The organism is Terriglobia bacterium, assembly GCA_020073185.1.
Taxonomy (GTDB): Bacteria; Acidobacteriota; Terriglobia; order Terriglobales; family Acidobacteriaceae; genus JAIQGF01.
Genome location: JAIQFT010000012.1, coordinates 1 through 17,791, shown reverse-complemented (window position 1 = coordinate 17,791; position 17,791 = coordinate 1). Strand labels below are relative to the sequence as shown.

Below are 17,791 nucleotides of genomic sequence, written 5' to 3'. Positions count from 1 at the left end.
GGATTTGCGGCGCACATGAAAAGCCCCGGCCGCGCGCAGACGGCCGGGGAATGGTGATGCGAGGCAGGGTTACTGCGCCTGCACGGTCAACTGCACGAACACCGTCGGCCCGCCGCGAATGCCTCTCGCCACATCGCCGGTCGCGGCAGCTCCGGAATCAGAACCCAGGCCACGCATGACGCGGATCGCGCTGTTGCGGAAGACGGCGCGCGTGGCGGCGTCAAGCTGCCCAGGATTGCGGATCGAATCGATGGTGATCAGCGCCGTCCGCCCGCCGCTAACCTGCACCGCGTAGCTGTGCCCGGCGAGGCCGGCCAACTCCGAGCTAAACCCTGCCCTGGCGCCCACAGCGGGCGCTCCGGCAAAGGTTGCGCCCAGGTCGGCAATGCCGGTCATCGTGTTGAGCATGTACGTACCCTTGGCGACGTCCGCAATCGTCAACTCGACATCGGCGCTGCCGCAGGGGCCGATGCCGCCGGTGGCCAAGCGCAGACCGGCGCACGCGCCCTCCTGGATTTCCAGCAGGATGCGCTGCGAACCGCCCGATGCACCCATGATCGCGGTATCGCTGGGACTCCGCATGGTGAAGTGTGCCAGCGGAACCGACTTCTCCAGCGTGGTCTTCTGCAGCACGGTGTGCTGCGGATCGACCACCAGCACGGCATGGAGGCGCGCCACGCCGCTCATTGTCGCCGCGGTGTCGTCGGTCGCCGTATCGGCAACCGCGGCAATCCCGCCGCGACGTCCGCTTCTTCCCGGACGCACCGCGGCCGAGCGGGCCGGCGTCATAACCGGGCTGGCCGCCGCCGTGGTGTTCCACTGCAGCCCGCCAAGTGCGCTGCGGCCCGCCGCCACGTCGAAGGTGTCACTGGCCACAACCGCGCCGTTGACCAGCAGCGCGATGGGCACGCCTTTGGCGTCGCTGGTACCCTCGTTGCGCACCCGGAAGCGCACCTGCACGGTGTCGCCATACTTCGGCAGCGACGGCGTATAGGAAACATCGGTCGCACTGAGACGCAGGTCAACCGACCCGGCGGCCGCCGCGCCCGGCCTCAGGCGCGACGATGCGGCCATGGGGCCGCCGCTTCCGGCCGCGCTCCGGCTCCAGGTTCCGCTGACTCGCGAAAAGCCGCGCGCCCCTCCCACCGCGCCGCAGAAGTTCTGGTTTACCGACGCGTCAAAGTAGAACGGAAAGTACTTGGTCGCGCTCGCGGTCCCATTGCTGACGGTGATGGAAAAGAAGTATCCGACCAACCCGTCCTGGGCAAGGGTATTGGTCAGGGTGAAGGTAGGCAGCGACGTGTAGGTACCGCCGCCGAAGGCGCTGGTACCGCTCGGGGTGGTAAAGCTGATGGGGGTGGCCCCGACCGGGGCGTGGTTGGCGTCCTCCCACTGCCACGAGATCGACGGCGAATTGAAGCCGCCCAGCACATTCCACGTCACTGTCAGTTGTAGCGGCGTTCCGTTGGGCACCACGCCGGTGCAACTGTTGGCGCCAGTATTAGCGGTAATGCTGATGTCGCCAACGTTGACCGGAATGGCGACCGACTGGCCGACGGCGTCGGGTGAAGTCGCGCCCGCGCGCTGGATGCCGTTGGCGCTGATGGCATATCCGCTGGCCAGGCCGGTATTGATATTGCCGTTCGCATCCTGGTTGGCCGATAGCTGGAAGGCAGTGGCGAAATTGAAAGCTAGGCCTTTCACCTGCTGCGGCGTGGTGTCGGTATTGGGGCCGTCGGTGACCACCACATCCGCCGTGCCTTGGCAGGTGAGACCAGTGGCAGGGTTCGGCGTGCAGCTCGGAACCACGGTTACCGTATATGGCTCGGTCAGGCCGCCATTCACTTGAATCGGTACCGGCGTACCCGCACCCGGATCGCAGCGGGCGGCTCCGTGCAAGCACTCGATTCCCAGCGCATAGGTCGGCGCAGACGAAAAGCTGTTATTAATGCTAACGTGAATCGTTGCCTGCCGCTGCGCGGTTACGGTTTCGACGTCCCGCAACTGGACGATTACCTGCGCGACGTAGAAGCCGTTTTGGATGGTGTTGTCGCTGGTTAAGACCGTAACCAGGAAGCTGTTGGGATTAGTCGCGGCCTCGAAGCCGGTGATGGACAGCTTATTGCTCACCACGCCGGAAGTCGGGTTGAAGAGCAGCGCGGTAGTACCGCCGCTGTCAATCGTGCCTTGCAGCAGCGCCTGGTTGGACCATGAGGTGCCCCCCGAGGAGATGCTGATGGTCAGCGGTGTTGCATCGGCCGACCCGGCGCCGCTCACCGTCAGGTGCCAGTTTGCCGTGGCAACGCTTTGCGTCAGCGTGTTGTCGGCGTAATTCAAGTCGCCCACTCCGTCCGCATCCACTTTCGTCTTCAGCGTCGCGGCGGAGCTGGTAAACGTTGATGAGTCGATGTTCGGGGCGACTGCGTGCACAATGATGGGCGCCGACGTCGCGCCCGGCCCAAGCGCCGGCACCGTGATCGTGCCGTTGTCCACCTGATAGCCGTTAAGCATCATGGTGAGCGCTTCCCCCCCCGCGCTGGCGGTATTGCCGTTGTTCCTTACGACCACAGTGAAATCCAGCCCCTCGCCCGACAGCCATGGCGTTGAAGCGTTCAGCGTGCGCGGCGGCGTAACGCTCACCACCTGCAGGTCAGGAACGCCGATTGCCTTCACGAACAGGTTGTAGGCGACTTGCGCCTTGGGCGCGCTGTTGGGCAAAGTCGCAACCACCGGCAGCGAAGTGACGGTTGGGGTCGCACCGAAGGCCGCCGACACCTGCAACTGGAAGGTGCCGCCCTCACTGGCAGTCGTCGTCGAGCTGTCGTCGACCGTGGAAGTAAAGCCACCGACCGGCGCCGGCGCCGCGACCGTGGCCGGATTGTTGGCGCCTCCGAAGGGCGTCGAATTCAACTTGAGGTTAACGATGGGGCTGCCAGCCGACCCGCCGCCCATCTGCACCTCCAGCGGATTGGCGGTGTCGTTGAGGAACAGGCTGGTCGAGGTAATGCTGGCGATGATGTAGTTCAGCACCTGGGTCGCGTTCTTGGTCACGCCGTGATTGCTGGCGCTGTACACCACCGTGACCGGCACCGCCGTGCCCGGCGATCCCCCCGTGGTGGTGTTCAGGGAGCCCGGCGAAATCGTAGACGATGCCGGCGCAACCAGCACGCCGCCGTTGTCGGTGGTCGCCGTTATCGTCATTGGGAACTGGGTGGGGTTGCCAGTTTCGTCCAGTACAACCGTCATCTGCGCCGTGCCCCCGACCAGCACGTTTTGCGCGGGAAAGAACTGCGGATTGATCCCCAGGTTGAAGTCCACTGCCTCAAACGGCACGCTTTGCGAGTCGTCGCCGGTGGAACTCTGCGGAACAGTCGTTGTCAACGCAATGGTACCCGTGTAGGTTCCCGGCAAGAAGCTGTCCAGGATGGTGGGAATGGTACCCGTCACAGTGGTTCCGGCCGCAGGTGCCGAAACGGTCGTCGCGGGGAAAGGACCGGTGCAGGCCCTGTTCCCCGCTGGCCCCCCGCTGCACAACGCAGTTAAGGTTATCGTGCCCGTCGGACTTCCATTGCCAACGTTGGCCACGACCGCGCTGATGATCAGGGTCTCACCCACCTGGAAGCCCTGCGCCCCAGCGTACGGCGACGTATGCCCTGCGAAGGACACGCTCTGAATGACGTAGTTCGCCTCCGCCCCGTTGCTGTAGGTGAGATTGAAGCTGAACGGGCCAATCGTGACCGGCGTACTGAAGGGCCCACCGGTCAGCGCCGTGAAGTCTGCCTGGATATCCCACGTCAGCGTGCCGCCGGCAGGGGTGGTAATCGTCTGCGGGTTCGGGCTGGTGGTGGTGATGCCCGCGGGCAGCGTCAAGGTGAACGTTCCCGGAATATTGACGGAGACGGTCAGCGGCTGGGCAGGTCCTCCGGCGAGCAAGGACGGGGGAGTGCCGGGCGTGAAGGTCGGAGCGGCCACGGTGTAGGGGGCACCAAAGGTGACCGGGCCAATCGTGACCGGCGCGGCCAGCGACGTACCCGTAGCAGCCGTGAGGCCCGCCTGCAGGTTCCAAATCAGGGCGCCTCCGGTGGCGGTGGTAATCGTCTGCGGGTTCGGGCTGGTGGTGGTGATGCCGGCGGGTAGCGTCAAGGTGAACGTTCCCGGAATATTGACGGAGACAGTCAGCGGCTGGGCAGATCCTCCGGCCAGCAGGGAGGGCGGAGTGCCGGGTGTGAATGTGGGGGCGGCCACGGAATAAGCGGCATTGAAGGTATACGCACCGGCCGTGATCGGCGTTGCCAGCGACGCGCCAGTTGTTGCCGCCAGGCCCGCCTGCAGGTTCCAGGTCAGCGTGCCACCCGTGGCATTGGTAATTGTCTGCGGGTTGGCGCTGGCAGTGGTAATGCCTGAAGGCAGCGTCAGCGTGTACGCCCCCGGCACGTTGACCGTGACCGTCAGCGACTGCGCCACGCCGCCCGCCAGAAACGCGGGCGTGGCCGTCTGGGCGAATGTCGGCCCGACCAGCGCATACGTGATCGCCTGCACAATCGGGATGCCGACGTTGCTGGTTACCGTCATCGGCGCCAGCGGGGTTGCCGCGGAGGCGTTCAGCGTCGCCTGGATGACCCACGTCAGGGTTCCGGCGGCAGTCAGCGTCTGCGGATTCGGGCTGCTGGTGGTCATGCCCGGCGGCAGATTCAATTGCACCGTCGCCTTGTCGCTGACGTTCACTTGCAATGTCTGCGTTGCGCCCCCGGCAACGAAGCTCAGGGGGTTCACCTGTGCGATCTTGATCGGAGTGCCCAGGATCAGCGGTTGTAGCGCGCTGTTGGCGGCGTCGCATTGCGCCTCCGGCACGGTGCACCCCGGGTTCACCGTCGCCCCGACCTGGAACGGGGCGCCGATCGCGATGCTGGTCGGTACGGTGAGAGCGGCCGTGACCGTCTGCGAGGCATTCGTGCTGAGCGGCAGGGTCAGCGGCACATCGGCGGTGGTCAGCACGGCGTTACTGGCATCGAGCAGCGCGAAGCGCACCGTCGTGGCCGCCGTCAAGTCGGCGCCGCCCACGTTGCCGACCACAGCCGTAAACGATTGCGGACCGGGCGGCACCAGTTGCCCGGTGGTCGAACTCACCCCGGCGTACGAAGCGAACACGGCAGTGACCACCATGTCGGGTTGCGGGCTGTCGGTTGTCGCCGGACCCGGCAACTGCCCCTGCACGGTGCCGTTGTCGCCGCGGAAATCGTTGATGAACCAGTCCCTGCCCGGCCGGCGCGTCATGCCGATGGTCAACTGCTCGCTCTGGCTGAAGGGGATGTTCGGGCTCGCCTGGTAGGTGTAGTTCTGCACCCAGTCGGCGCGCACTACCGCAGTGTTACAGCTAATGGTGGCCTGGGAGACGCGCGGGTTGATGTTCATCGAGGCCAGTTTCGGGAAGGTGTTGCGCACATTTTCCGACAGGGCCTGGAAGCCGGAGAACCCGGTTTCGTCGAAGAAGGCCAGGAACGGCCCCACCTGCAGCGTGCTGTAGGCCGCCGCCAGATTACGAACGCGCTGTTCGGGAGGATCGTAGGAGCCAGCCAGCACGTGGATCTTCACGTCCATTGCCGCCTGCTGGTTGTTGCTGTCAGTAATCGTCAAGCGCGCGATGTAGTCGTTCGGCGTCAGGTTGCAAGTCGCGAACGGGAAGTCGGCGATGCTGGAGACGTAGCCGGAGAGCGGGTTGCATCCCGGCGTGTTGGGGGCGATCGGCACTCCAAACTGTGCCGGCTTGTACGAGGAATCGCACAGTACCCACGAATAACGGGTCACGGTGGCGCCGTAGTTGCCTACGGAACTGCTCGCGTCCGGGGCGGCCAGAATCCCGGCGCCGAAGGCCGCGCCCAAGTCAATCGAGCGCTCGAAGTTGTTCACCCTCGGCGTCGGCGGCGCGGTGGCGGCCGCGGTAATCGTGGTCATCCACGTCTGCTGCACCTGGTTGACGGTAGTGGTGGCCGATTGCGCGTTGCTGCCTAGCGAGTTGTTGATGTCGGCAAAAGCCTGTCCCAGGCTGGCGTTTACCTGGTTGTAGGCGGCCTGCAACGCCTGGTTGAAGGTGTCGTCGGGCGCGCCTGCGGGATTGCGCTGCAGCAGCGCGTTGTAGGCGACCATGTATTGCGTGTCAAACGTCGCCAAGGCGGAGCTAACCGCCTGGTCCACCTGCCCACCCGCCTGGTTGATCAGGTTCTGAATGGCGGCGATCTGCTGGTTCAGGCTAGCGGTGGCTGGACCCAAGTCCACTACGTTCCCCTGGTTGGCGGTCTGCAATTGTTGCAGCGTCTGATCCACCGCTTGCTGCACCGAGGCTATGAGAGCCGTCATTCCCGCCTTGGTCGATTGTCGTTCCTGGTCGAACGAATCGTGATACGGCTTCTTCAAGTCTCCGCTCTGCGCCGCGGTCGGAGGTTGCATAATGATCAATACGGCGGCGGATGCGGCCCCACTCGGCTTGTTCAGAGTGATGGTGCGCGGGCCGGGCGTGGCATCGCCGGCAATGACCAGGTGGACCGTCACCGCAGTGTCGGTCGGCGCGCCCGACAGGGTCGCGGTAATCCCGGTTCCGCTGACGCTGACCGCGTTCACCGCGCCCAGCTTGGTGCCGCCGATGGAAGCGTCCACCGTGGTTCCCGGCAAGGCCGAGCTCGGTGACATGGCGCTGATGATGGCCGGTTCCGTGTCCTGAATGAGTTGCTGGATCTGCTGCGGCGTGGCGTTGGTGGGAATGCTGGGCGGCTTGCCGGCGCTGACGCTGGTAGTCAACCCCGGCACGCACTGCACCGAACCCGGCACATTGGGATCGTTGTTGGCCACCTGCACGATGCCGGCAATGCACAGGAACACGGTGATACCTACGGTCGAGGCATCGGAGCCGAAATCGGTGCCGATGACGCCCGCCACCGCCGTCGGCGTGCGCAGCTCGAAGCTCCCCCCCTGGCGCGTAATCTTCGACACTTCGGCGCGCATCCGTCCGCCGACCAGTTGCAACGCCGTTTGCTGCGAGCGGGTGTCATGTTTGACGATTTTCAGGTCGGTTTGCGAGCCCAGCGACAGGATCGACTGGTCGGTGAGCGTGATGCGGGCGCGGCCTCCCTTCTGCGTCTTCACCAGATCGTTCCACCACAGTTCGTCGCCCTTCTTGGCCTGGTTCGTGACCATAGCTTTGCCCGTCCCGCGGGAAATGGTGGCAACCGGCAGCAGCGCGGTGACGGCGCCGGCCTTCTGCCCCACCTTGGGCGCGGGTTCCTTCGGGCCAGGGGCCGCGTGCGCGGGCAATACCATCCCTGCCAGCAGAACTGCGATCACGATCCGGAGCAGCATGCGTTGCTTGGTCATTTTCGTTCCTGCCCTTCTACAACAACGGCTTCGGGCCATCTGAAATCGTCTCCCAAGGGGAACCCCCTGGATCATTACGTTCGTAATCCGCACCCGCTACGACGTACAGGGTGCGGAGTCACTTGGTCTTGGCCACGTACACGCCGTCCCAGTCGCTCGCCGGATGCTCCTTGTAGTAGTCGTAAGCCCGCTTCAGGAAGGTCTCCGTCGGACCGTCATCGGGATAGCTGCCCAACAAGGCCTCGAACTTCTGTACCGCCTCGTCCCATGCCCCGCGATAGAAAGCGCCGTGCGCGTCGTTCCAGCGCTCTAGCAGGTCGCTGTGCCTGGGTGCGTTTTTCGCGAAATCCATGAGCTCATAAATCTTCACCGGCTTCAGCTTGCCCTTCACCCGGATGCGGTCAAGGTCGCGGCACACGTAGCGGTCTTTCACCTGCGCGTAGGTGAATTCACTGATGATTCGCGCCGTATGGTATTCCTTGTTTTGCCCTTCCAGGCGCGACGCCAGATTCACCGGGTCGCCCATCACCGTCCACGAGAATCGCCGGCTGGACCCCATATTCCCGACGTTCACCTGCCCAGTGTTGATCCCGATGCCGATGCTGAGCGGCTTCTTGCCTTGCACTTCCCACTTCAGGTTGAGCTCTTCCAACCGCTTGCTCATGTCGAGCGCGGCGTGGCAGGCGCGCACCGCGTGGTCGTCCTGCGGGAAGGGCGATCCCCAGAACGCCATCACCGCGTCGCCGATGTACTTGTCCAATGTGCCCCAGCGCGTGAACAGGATGTCGGTCATCTCGCCCAGGTATTCGTTCAGCAGCGCCACCAGCGCGTCCGGCGTGAGCCCTTCGGAAATCGCGGTGAAGGAGCGGATGTCGCTGAACATGATGGTCAGCTCCTTCGACTCGCCGCCCGCCTTGAAGTATTTCTTGGGGTCCTGTTCGATCAGCCGGATGACGCCCGGCGACACGTAGCGTTCGAACGTTTTGCGCACCTTGCGCTTTTCGCGCTCTTCAAACACCATGCGGAAGCTGGTAATGGCGCCGTAGTTCACCACCAGCGCGCCCGCCGGGATCACCAGGTACAGCCACATCCCCCAGTGCGTGAAGGCGAAGTAGCAGATCCCGAAAAACGCCACCAGCGCCGCGATCACGGAAAACGTCGAGTGCAGGGGCTTCAGGCGCGCGAACAGGTAGCCCATCCCGATGCCGAAGATCAGGATGAACACGATGTCGATGATCTCCTGGTTGATCCCGCGCTTCAGGAAACCGCGCCCGGCGATGTCGTTGTTCAGCATGTTGTCGAGCACGTTGGCATGCAGCTCGACTCCCATGTAGTCGCTGCTCTGGAATGGCATGGGGCGAAGATCGCCGATGCCGATGGCGGTGGGCCCCATGAGCACGATCTTTCCCTGGAACGTGGAGGGCGGGACCGTGCCGTCCATCACATCGGCCATCGAGTAGTGCGGATAGGTCCTAAACGGACCCGCAAAATTGATCAGAAAGGTGCCGTCGGGCTCGGTGGCGTAGGTATGCGGCCCCAGTTCCAGCCGCTCCATCCCGTTGTCATTGATGTAGGCGACTTCGCTTTGGTCTTTGATGTTCTCGTACACTTTCAGCATTTCTGCCGGAAGCGAAGGGAACCATTCGCGGTCGCGGTAGCGCATCAGGCTGGGGGCGCGCCGGTAGATGCCGTCACGGTCGGGGATGTAGTTGAAAAAGCCATACGAGCGGGCGGCCTCCGCGATCAGCCGGATGTTCGATTCAATGCCGAACATCACCGGCCCTTCGTGTCCCCGGGTGGGATCGTCCCAGGCTTTATTAAGATCGAAGTCGCGGCCGGCCTTGGCCTTGATCATCTGCGGGAAGGGATGGCCCCACAGGATGTTGTAATAGTCCTCGGCCGCCTTGGCGTCCATGGCCTTGGCGCGCTCTTCATCGAGGAAAATGTGGCCGAGCACCACGTTGCCGGCGCGCTTGAGGGAATCGGCCAGGATGGCATCGTTGTCGCTGGTGCGCTCGATGGCGCGGATCTTCTCCAGTACCGTCGGCGAAGCCGCGCCGCCGATCTCCGACTCCAGTTTCTTCAGCGCCTCCACCGCCGAGTTTTTCTCCGGCGTCGGGAAGTCGTAGTCAAATCCGATGACCCGCGCCCCCCCGGCTACCAACTGATCCACCGTTTTGCCGTAGTAATTGCGCGCGATGGGGAAGGACCCGACCTTCTGCAGCGTCTTTTCGTCCAAAGCGACGATGACGATCCGGTCATCGATGCAACCCCGCTCGGCGGACCGTCCGGGGCATTGCTGTCTCGCTCCGCGTGCTTTGAATCGCGCGTCCAGCGAGCGCAGCTCGCTCGTCTGCAGGAAACTCAGCGCCGCTCGGCGATTCAGGCCGGTCGTAACATACACGTACACCACCATCGCCAGCAGCGTCACCAGCAGAGCGATCCCCATGTCCACGCGCTTGGCCGGCACGCGTCCGACCAGGTCGGCAAACTTTCCCCACAGCTCTGCGATCTTTTTCAGGACCGGATTCATCTGCCCCGTTTCCCGAACTTGTAGACGAAAGTCACGCCCGCAATCCGCTCATCGAAGTTCAGCGGGTTGAGCACTCCGCGCGGCGGGAATCCTACCGGGTCGCTGGACGTCGGCGGACCGAAGTAGAAGTTGTTGTTGCGCTCGAAGGAGAAGATCAGCACCTTGTTTTCGTCGTTCATCAGCTTGTAGGTCAGCGCCACCCGGAACGACGGCCGGCTGTAGCCGCTGGCGCCGTTGACCACCTGGTTGATGGTTGACTGCCCGGCGGCGCAGGGCGGCGTCGTTGCCGCGGTGCACGGGACTGTGAGCGTCGCTGGAACGGTGATGGTCGCCGAGGTGTCGCGGAAGCCCGCCTCCAGGATGAACCAGCGCGGCGCCTCCACGTACACCGTCACCGTCCCCAGGCGGTTGGTGTCGTGGTCCAGGTAGAGCAACTGCAGCGGGTTCAAATACTGCGCTTGGTTGGGCGGCAGACCGAGAAACGTGTCCTGATCCAGGCGGTGGTTCTGCCGCTCCAGTTCGTAGCGGATGGTAGGGCTGAGGTGCCAGCCGCCGAAATCGTAAATGCCGCGGAACCCGAAGTAGTAGCGGTCGGTATTGTTAGACTGCCCCACCTTCAGCCGGTCCACCGACTGACGCCGCTCGTAACCCACGGTGAGGAACGTGGTGCTGATCGGCAGAGTCAGTTCCACGTAGGGCTGGCGCAGGGAGCGGTCAATGCAGACCATCGGACCGGTCAACGTTGGGCTAAAGCTGCAGCCGGTGGTCGGCGTAGGTGCGAACAGGTTCGTCGTGGCATCGAATTGCAGCGGAATGGCTGGTGTAGAGCCGTCAATAATGCGGTGGCGATACCCGACTTCCAGCGAGGCGCGGCGGTAGAACGACAGGTCGTGGAAGATCAGCCGCCCTTCCGGTCCCCAGATCGTAGTTTCAAAAGCCTGCTGGTTTTTCAGGTTGTTGTTGTTGCGGCGCGCCGTGCCATCCATCGTCAGCCAGGGCAGCGCGTCAAGAGAAACGCGGAACAGGAAGTCTTGCAAGTCCGAGATCTGGCGCGCGTTGAGCGCGGCAAAGTTCGGCTGGTAGCGCACGTAGGAAGTGCGGAAGTTCAGCTTTTTGTAGCGATAGGCCGCTTCGAACCGCGCCCCCCAGTCGTCCTGCACTCCCAATCCGGCGTTGGACATGCGGCTGTCGCAGGGGAAAATGGTGTGCCCCGCGGGCGGCACCACGGTCGGCGCTCCGGCACACGGTTGCGGGCGCCGGTCGAAGTTTGTCGCTGAGTAAGCGAACTCGCCGTCCATGCGCAGGCCCCTGGTCTGGTACTTGAAGTCAATCGAGCCGACCTTGTTGGTCGCGGGTTGCGGCGAGGGGAACGGCGCAGGTGTGCCCACCGCCAGCGGAGCGCGCGTGTCCACCAGGTCGTTGCTGCTGGAAAAATTGAAGCCGATGGCCGAATCGCGCGTGAAGGCATACTCCAGCCGGGCGCCGCTGACTACCGCCGTAAACGGGCGGCCGCACAGCGCGTCGTTGGACTGCACGAAGTTGCTCGGCGTTGGAAAGAACGGCGGCTGGCACCCGCTAATGATCGGAATCTTGGCGCCGGTGACCGGGTCAATCAGGAAAGTTCTGGTATTCGAGTCAATGGCGAAACCCGGTTGGTTCATCGGCTGGTCCTTGAATAGCGATCCCCAGCGGTCGATAAACACCCCGCCCGTGGCCGACATCTTCCATTTCTTTCCGAGTTTCCACGACGCCGACACGCCCTTGATGTTCTGGTTGAACGTGAGCCGCGAGTAGTTCACCAGCGCGTCGCCGAAGATGTACTCATCGCGCGGCCCGTAAATGCGCACCAGACCCTTCTGGATGCTGTTGCGCTCGGGATCAATGCTGGTGTCGTCGGTACCGCGGAACATGGTCAGGAACTGGAAGCGGTGTCCGGTGCTGAACAGGTTGCGATCGAGGAAAAAATTGAACTCGGCCAGATCGTTCTCGCCCTGGTTGTGGAAGGAGCGCGCAAGTCCCTGCGGGCTGCCGGAATTGATGTCGGAGTAGCGCGTCATCAGCCGCACTTCCCCCAATTCCTGGTCTTGCTGGCCCGCGCCAGCGCCGCCGGTGTCGAACGTGGGCTGATGTTCCCGCGCCGCTTCCGCCTGTCGCTGCGGTTGGTCTTGTTGTTGCTGGCTCAGCGACGTGGGCTTCGTCGCCTCCTGGATGGGGTTCTCCGACGCCTGTCCGGGCTGCTGCTGGGAAGACCCTTGCGAACTCCCCGTCTGCGCGGAGGAAGTAATTGCGGCGGCCATTACCGCCAGGATGAGAGCACAATTTAGGGCTCGGAAGAATCGCATCGCACACCTGCGCTCCCGCTCTGGACGCAGCTCTTCCGTCGTCGCGGAGCGATTGCAAAGTTCGGTTTACGGGGGAGGATATCCGCCGGAAGTGTCCCGTTTTCAGTCCACTTCCATCCGGCCAGCCTTGTACTGCATATGACAGCCTGATTAGCTCCCGGATAGTACAACAAAGCCGCTCGAAGTCAATTGTTTGTTGCCGGAAGAGACCCTGGGATGTCACCCGAAATCTTGCAGTTTTGGGACGGATTCGGAAAAAATTCCCCGAGTGCCGACGCGGTCCAGCGGCGTATAATTTCTGCCACCTTGATCCGATGTGGGCCGGTCGTTTTCGACCGGTAAGAGCACTCACTAACCGCGGTTGAGCCAATCTCCCCGCCGCGCTCCGGGATTGGCGAGCCGGCTTCCAACTGCTCCCATGCGCTGGGCGCTTCCCAACCGTTTTCTCGGAAAGGAGAGACGTTATGCTGGCAAGAGTCGTTGAAGGAACCATCAAGGGTAGGGCCGCAATCGCTATTTGTCACTAAGTGATGCCGGTATTTGAGAACGTGTTGGAGCTATTTGAGAACGGCACAGGCTGAAGTCGGGCAGACACACGACCGCGCCGGCTTCTGAGACGCGGCTCCAAAACCGACGAGCTACCCGCGCGCAGCCGAGTGGCAATCAGCGTGCTACCGCGTCAGCCTCTCCAGCTTTCTCAGTCGAAGGCGTGCAACTGCCTTCGCATCCGAAGGCGCGCAATGCCTTCATCGCAACGCCGAGACTAAACCGCGCTCGTGCGCTGCTGCGCGGCCCTCCACAAAGAGCACTCAGTTCTGATCGCCGCCGGCAGCCGGCGTTGCGCAGCCGACGATTCGCGCGCCCGGCGCGTGGAGCACACCGTCCTACTAACGGCCCGCCTCGCGTCCCATCGTGCGCACGAGTATCTGTGGGCGCCTGCTGACCTTTTGCCGGCGATGCGCGAAGAGGTTGACCCGTTCATCCTCTTCTTCTTCGCTCGACCAGCGACTCCCGCGTCACACCTATCCCGCGATCAGTGAACCTTCGCCCGTGAAGCATTCCATCGTTGAGTAACCGACGAACGACCGAACGCGAGCAGCCAAGGATTGCCGCAGCGTCCCGAATGAGAATTCGCCGCGATTCAAGGCCCGATGCGGGCAGCAGTGAAGGATCAGGATGCAGCCGGCGGCTGACGCGCGAGGCTCTCGCGTTCAAGGTCATGCCGTGCCGTCGTATGTTCACAATTCCCTCTGACCCGATCCCATTTATCGGCGCCCCTCCTGCGCATCGCGCCGCCCCATTCTCTTGATCGCCTCCCAGCCGTGGCGATTGAGCAGATCAACGAAGCTGGCTGCGTCCGGAAGCGCGCGGTAGCTTGTTCGGTGGAAACGAACTCGCGCGGATGCACGACGCCGGCGGCGCCGCGCGGAAGTCCCCAACCTCCCATCCACGGCACGTTGCCGGTGTAGCCGCCTGCCTGAAATTCCGGTGGCCCGAAAACCAGCCCCATGCGCCGCTCGCGCTCCTTGTTCAGCCCTTCGATCTCCGACAGCGCGCTATCGATCTTCGGCGCCAGCGTGCGGTTGAAGACCTTGTTGCCTTCGCCCTTCAGCTTGCCGAGTTCCTGCTGCGCGTTCGTGCGCATCTCTTTCAGTTGGCTGCTGGCGGAGGCATAATCGATTTGGAAACTCTTGAAGGCGGCAACGAGTCGATCTCCGCCAACTGCGCCTGCGCGTACTGTTCGGCCTGCTTCCGCCGTTGCGATCCGCCGAACAGTCCGCCGAACAAGCCGCCGAGCAGTCCGATGATTCCGCCTATCACCGCGCCGATCGGGCCGCCGAACGCAAGGCCGAGCAGCGCCCCGCTGGCGCCGCCACTGATGGTGCCAGGCAGCTTTCCGTATTGTTGGCCAATTCCAAAGCCGAAGAGCCCAGCGCCAACGCCGGTCATCAGGCCGGCGGCCGCGCCGGCGCTAATGCCGAGCGCGTTGCCGAGCGAGACAGCGACGGAATTCAGCCCGCCGATTACAGCGCTGGGGCCGATGGCCATCGCAGTGAGCAGGCCGGCGCCGAGCATCCCTGTCGTGCCTCCGAGCTTTCCTCCCAGCAGCGCGGCCATCAGGGGAGCTGCGCCAGAGAGCGTGCTCTTGTTGAATAACCCGATGCCGGTCTGCGCGCGTGTGATGTTCAGGCCGCCGATCCCGAGCAACTGATTGCTCAACGTTGTGCCGCTTGGTTGCGCGCCAATCCATTGGTCCATCGTCGTGCCACTGGGCTGCGCGCCGAGCCACTGCTGCATCTGGCCCGCCTGCTGTGTGCCGAGCCATTGCTGCATCTGGCCCGCCTGCTGTGCGCCGAGCCATTGCTGCATCTGCATCGCCTGAGTTGTCGAGCCGCCGAACGTGCCAGGCCCGAAACCGGCATTAGTCATGCCCGGAACCATCATGCCGCCCGCACCGCCGAAGTACTGCGCGGCCGTGGAGCCCGATCCGAAGACCAGGTCCGAGAAGATCGATCCCATGCCGCCTCGCATGGCATTGGTCGCCAGCAGCCACTGCGCGATCATCTCGAAGGTGAGCTTCTTGAAATTGGTGAGCAGACGTTTCTCCAGGTTGCCGCCGCCGATGTCATCGAACAACGATCCGAGTTGGCTGCCGAGGTCTTGAGTAGTGCGCCGGAATTCCTCTGCGATCCTCACGTTCGCCCCTGCGTTGAGCTGGATGCGCAGCGCCTGCAGATCCTGTTCCGCCACACCGATCATGCGCAGATGGCCGATTGTGTCCTCGACGCGTTGCCGCTCCTGCAGAGCGATCGCGCTGACCGAATCGCCGTTGTAGTTCGCGATCGCGATTGCGGCGTCGTATTCGGCCTGCTTTCGCTGATCGATAAGCCGAAGCCCCTGCTCGCTGGCTTGTTGCTCGTTTTTCAGCTCAGCCACGAAGTCTGCGGTCACCTTCTTCGCAATCGCAGCGCTGCCCTCCTCGACCAGTTTCGCGCTACCGCCGATGGTCATCTCGCGCAGTTTGACCTGGAAATCCTGATACGCCTTCGCGGCTTTCGCTGCCGCCTCCTGCTGGGTGGCCTCGACTAGAACTCTGAACATTGTTGTTTTGCGCAAGGCTCCGGTATAGGTCGCATTCAGCACCGCCAGCGCCGTGCTTTCCTCCGCCGCGATCTGCTGGAGCGGGCCGATGGCTTTAGCTTGCGCGACTCTCCCTTGCGCCTGCGCCATGGCGACACCGAGCTGGATTTGCAGCTCGTTCATCTTCTGCCCCACCGGAATGCGCGCCTCCTCGGTTTTTAGGAGTTGCTCCTCGGACTTGGCGCGCTGCGCGGCCGTTGCGAGCGATCTGGTCCCATAGTCGAAGAAGTCTTGTACGAGTTCGTCTTCCTTCATCTGGCTGGCAATAACTTGGTCACTCGCTTTTTTCTGTTGTTGCATCCTCGACAGCGTCTGCTTTGCGATCTCCAGGGTCTTCGGATTGGCAAGTTCCTCGTTGTTGGCCTTCACGTTGGCGGCGTAAGCGTCCTGCATCGCTTTGGTGTAGCCGCCGAGTTCCACCGCCGCCGCCGCGATCTTCTCCCCAACCACCACCACGGCCGCGCCCAACGCCGCCACCACCGAAACGTTGAACGCCGCGGAGAGCACGGACCCGAAGGCTTCGCTTTGACTGATGAGCTTGGTGAGCGTGCGCGGCAGGGCCACTCCGAAGGTGCTTTCGAGCAAGCGCGCGGAATCGATTGACCTCTGCGTGCTCTTATCGATGCCGCCCATGGCCTGGCTCGCGCCTGCTGCACCGGCGACGGCGTGAGTCTTCATCCCGTCCAGTTCGGTGTTGAACGCACGCAACCCCTTGACGGCCCCTTCGTTGTCGAGCTCGATCTTAAGTCCAATAATGGGCATGGCTACGCCGCTCCTCCGGTGCGTGAATCGGCCGTCGCTTCCGGTTCATCGGGCGGATAAATTGCTGCGCGCAGTTTCGCGATCGCTTCCGCGGGAGTAGTGCCATGGGCTCGGCGTGCGCGGCCGGCACAACTGGCGACGTACTCTCCTCCGCTCTGGCGAACTTTCACCAGCAAGGTGCGGGCGGAGCTGTCGCCAATGCCTGCCAGGTCGAACTGCGGTTGACCTGCACAAGTTGGCGAGATCTGCTGGTGAGCCGTGGAGATGGCTTGCGCCTCGGCCTGATTGGGAAGTGCGATCGCGCGGAGGTCGCGGACGCGGACCTTCCTCGTTGCGATCGCGTTCGCCACCGCCATGATGCACTCTACACTCTCTGCATCATGGAAAATTGCGGGCGTGTTTTCGTGACATGGAGATCCTCCACCCGAATCGAATCGATCAAAACATTCGAGGTGAAGAACCCCGTACCTCTGTGGGCCTCGCGCAGCGCCTGCGAAGCCCGGCCCTCGCGTAGCCTGCGAGGAGCAAGGGGCGCGCGAAGCATGGGCGCCCCTTCTACCGCTGAAAAGTTCCTACACGAAAACCTTGACCTTGCCCTTGCCCTCCGCCGCGGGCTGCGGATCGCGCGTGACGGCGGGCTCTGTCGCCTTCGCTTCGGGCTCGGCCACTTCAATCAACAACCCCTCCTTGACGAAATAGGCCGCGTGCTCGGGCAGCAGATACACGATCTCACCGCGGTAGAGTTCCAGGCCGTGCAAATGGAAATGATTATCCGCGCGGTAGGCGCGGCGATCGGACGGCACCGGCTCGCCGGGCAGCAAGTGAGCCTCGACCGCTGCCAGCGCCTCGGCGTAGATTTTCGGTCCTTGGCTCTCGAAGTTCTGCAGGTACTGTTTTGTCGGGTACAGGTACTTGATTCCCACCGGGTCGGGATATGTGGTCCGGATGCCGGTCGCCACATCCTTGAGCCTGGAATCGAAGGCGACCAGGGCGTCCCCGACCGCCGCCTTATCAGCCGTCCACCCCGCCACCTCTTCCTCAAGAGCCCGCACCAGTTTCCCGATGCGCGCGGGACGGTCCAGGTCGGCGCGTGCCGCAACAAATTTTCGGAGCTGCTCGCGCTCCGCCAGTTTCTTGGCCCACGCCAACTCCGCGCGCAAGGGCTCCAGGCGATTGGTGCACTCGGTCACGGCATCGGCATCATCGCGCAGTTCGCGGTTGGCGGCGTCAAGCTCGCCGGCGATGGCTGCGATGCGTTTTTTCGCCGCGTCATTGTTTTTTGTCCTGGCCTCTACGATCAGCCCGCGCCGCTCCGTCTCCAGTTCCGAAACGCGCGACTCAATTTTTTGCTGCGACTCGCCTACCTGGGCGAGATGCGATTCCCATTCCTCGATCTGGCTTTGAATTTCCTTTACCGTCGCCACTGTCGTCTCCTCCTCCGTGTTGCTCGCTTCCACTGCTCGTCTCTGTTTCTTCACCCTTCGCGCCCCTCAGCCGGCGGTGATTACCGTCGCAACGTCGCCGACTTTCAACTGTTCCGCACTCGCGCCCTTCGCGTCTGCCGAGAGATCATCCAACTTGGTGATCGTGATCTCTCCCAACGGCAAATAGGTCTTGCGGATCACCTGGGTTGACGCCGGATCGGTGA

General features: G+C 63.3%; 7 protein-coding genes. All 7 read right to left on the bottom strand.

The window, feature by feature from the left end:
- Nucleotides 1–69: 69 nt before the first annotated feature.
- Nucleotides 70–7,365 (bottom strand): FecR domain-containing protein, encoded by a 7,296-nt coding sequence (locus LAN64_05870; GenBank protein MBZ5567363.1) that lies wholly within the window; start codon nt 7,363–7,365, stop codon nt 70–72.
- Between the two features lie 118 nt (nt 7,366–7,483).
- Nucleotides 7,484–9,898, bottom strand: a complete 2,415-nt coding sequence (locus tag LAN64_05865) for an adenylate/guanylate cyclase domain-containing protein (GenBank protein ID MBZ5567362.1) — start codon at nt 9,896–9,898, stop codon at nt 7,484–7,486.
- Nucleotides 9,895–12,195: a hypothetical protein gene (locus LAN64_05860; GenBank protein ID MBZ5567361.1), complete on the bottom strand. Its 2,301-nt coding sequence runs from the start codon at nt 12,193–12,195 to the stop codon at nt 9,895–9,897. Before LAN64_05860 ends, LAN64_05865 begins: the two co-directional genes overlap by 4 nt.
- Before the next feature lie 1,216 nt (nt 12,196–13,411).
- Entirely contained in the window at nt 13,412–13,885 is a 474-nt protein-coding gene (locus LAN64_05855) for a hypothetical protein (GenBank protein MBZ5567360.1), read from the bottom strand.
- 5 nt (nt 13,886–13,890) lie between these two features.
- Nucleotides 13,891–16,143, bottom strand: coding sequence for a hypothetical protein (locus LAN64_05850; GenBank protein ID MBZ5567359.1), 2,253 nt, complete (start codon nt 16,141–16,143; stop codon nt 13,891–13,893).
- Between the two features lie 2 nt (nt 16,144–16,145).
- Nucleotides 16,146–16,499, bottom strand: a complete 354-nt coding sequence (locus tag LAN64_05845) for a hypothetical protein (GenBank protein MBZ5567358.1) — start codon at nt 16,497–16,499, stop codon at nt 16,146–16,148.
- Between the two features lie 216 nt (nt 16,500–16,715).
- Nucleotides 16,716–17,600, bottom strand: coding sequence for a hypothetical protein (locus tag LAN64_05840; protein ID MBZ5567357.1), 885 nt, complete (start codon nt 17,598–17,600; stop codon nt 16,716–16,718).
- Between the last annotated feature and the right edge of the window lie 191 nt (nt 17,601–17,791).

What these genes read in the sequence shown, in the direction of transcription:
- LAN64_05850 (MBZ5567359.1), bottom strand. Translation starts at nt 16,143, where the DNA reads ATGCCCATTATTGGACTTAAGATCGAGCTCGACAACGAAGGGGCCGTC.
- LAN64_05845 (MBZ5567358.1), bottom strand. Translation starts at nt 16,499, where the DNA reads ATGGCGGTGGCGAACGCGATCGCAACGAGGAAGGTCCGCGTCCGCGAC.
- LAN64_05865 (MBZ5567362.1), bottom strand. Translation starts at nt 9,898, where the DNA reads ATGAATCCGGTCCTGAAAAAGATCGCAGAGCTGTGGGGAAAGTTTGCC.
- LAN64_05870 (MBZ5567363.1), bottom strand. Translation starts at nt 7,365, where the DNA reads ATGACCAAGCAACGCATGCTGCTCCGGATCGTGATCGCAGTTCTGCTG.
- LAN64_05855 (MBZ5567360.1), bottom strand. Translation starts at nt 13,885, where the DNA reads ATGCGCACGAACGCGCAGCAGGAACTCGGCAAGCTGAAGGGCGAAGGC.
- LAN64_05860 (MBZ5567361.1), bottom strand. Translation starts at nt 12,195, where the DNA reads ATGGCCGCCGCAATTACTTCCTCCGCGCAGACGGGGAGTTCGCAAGGG.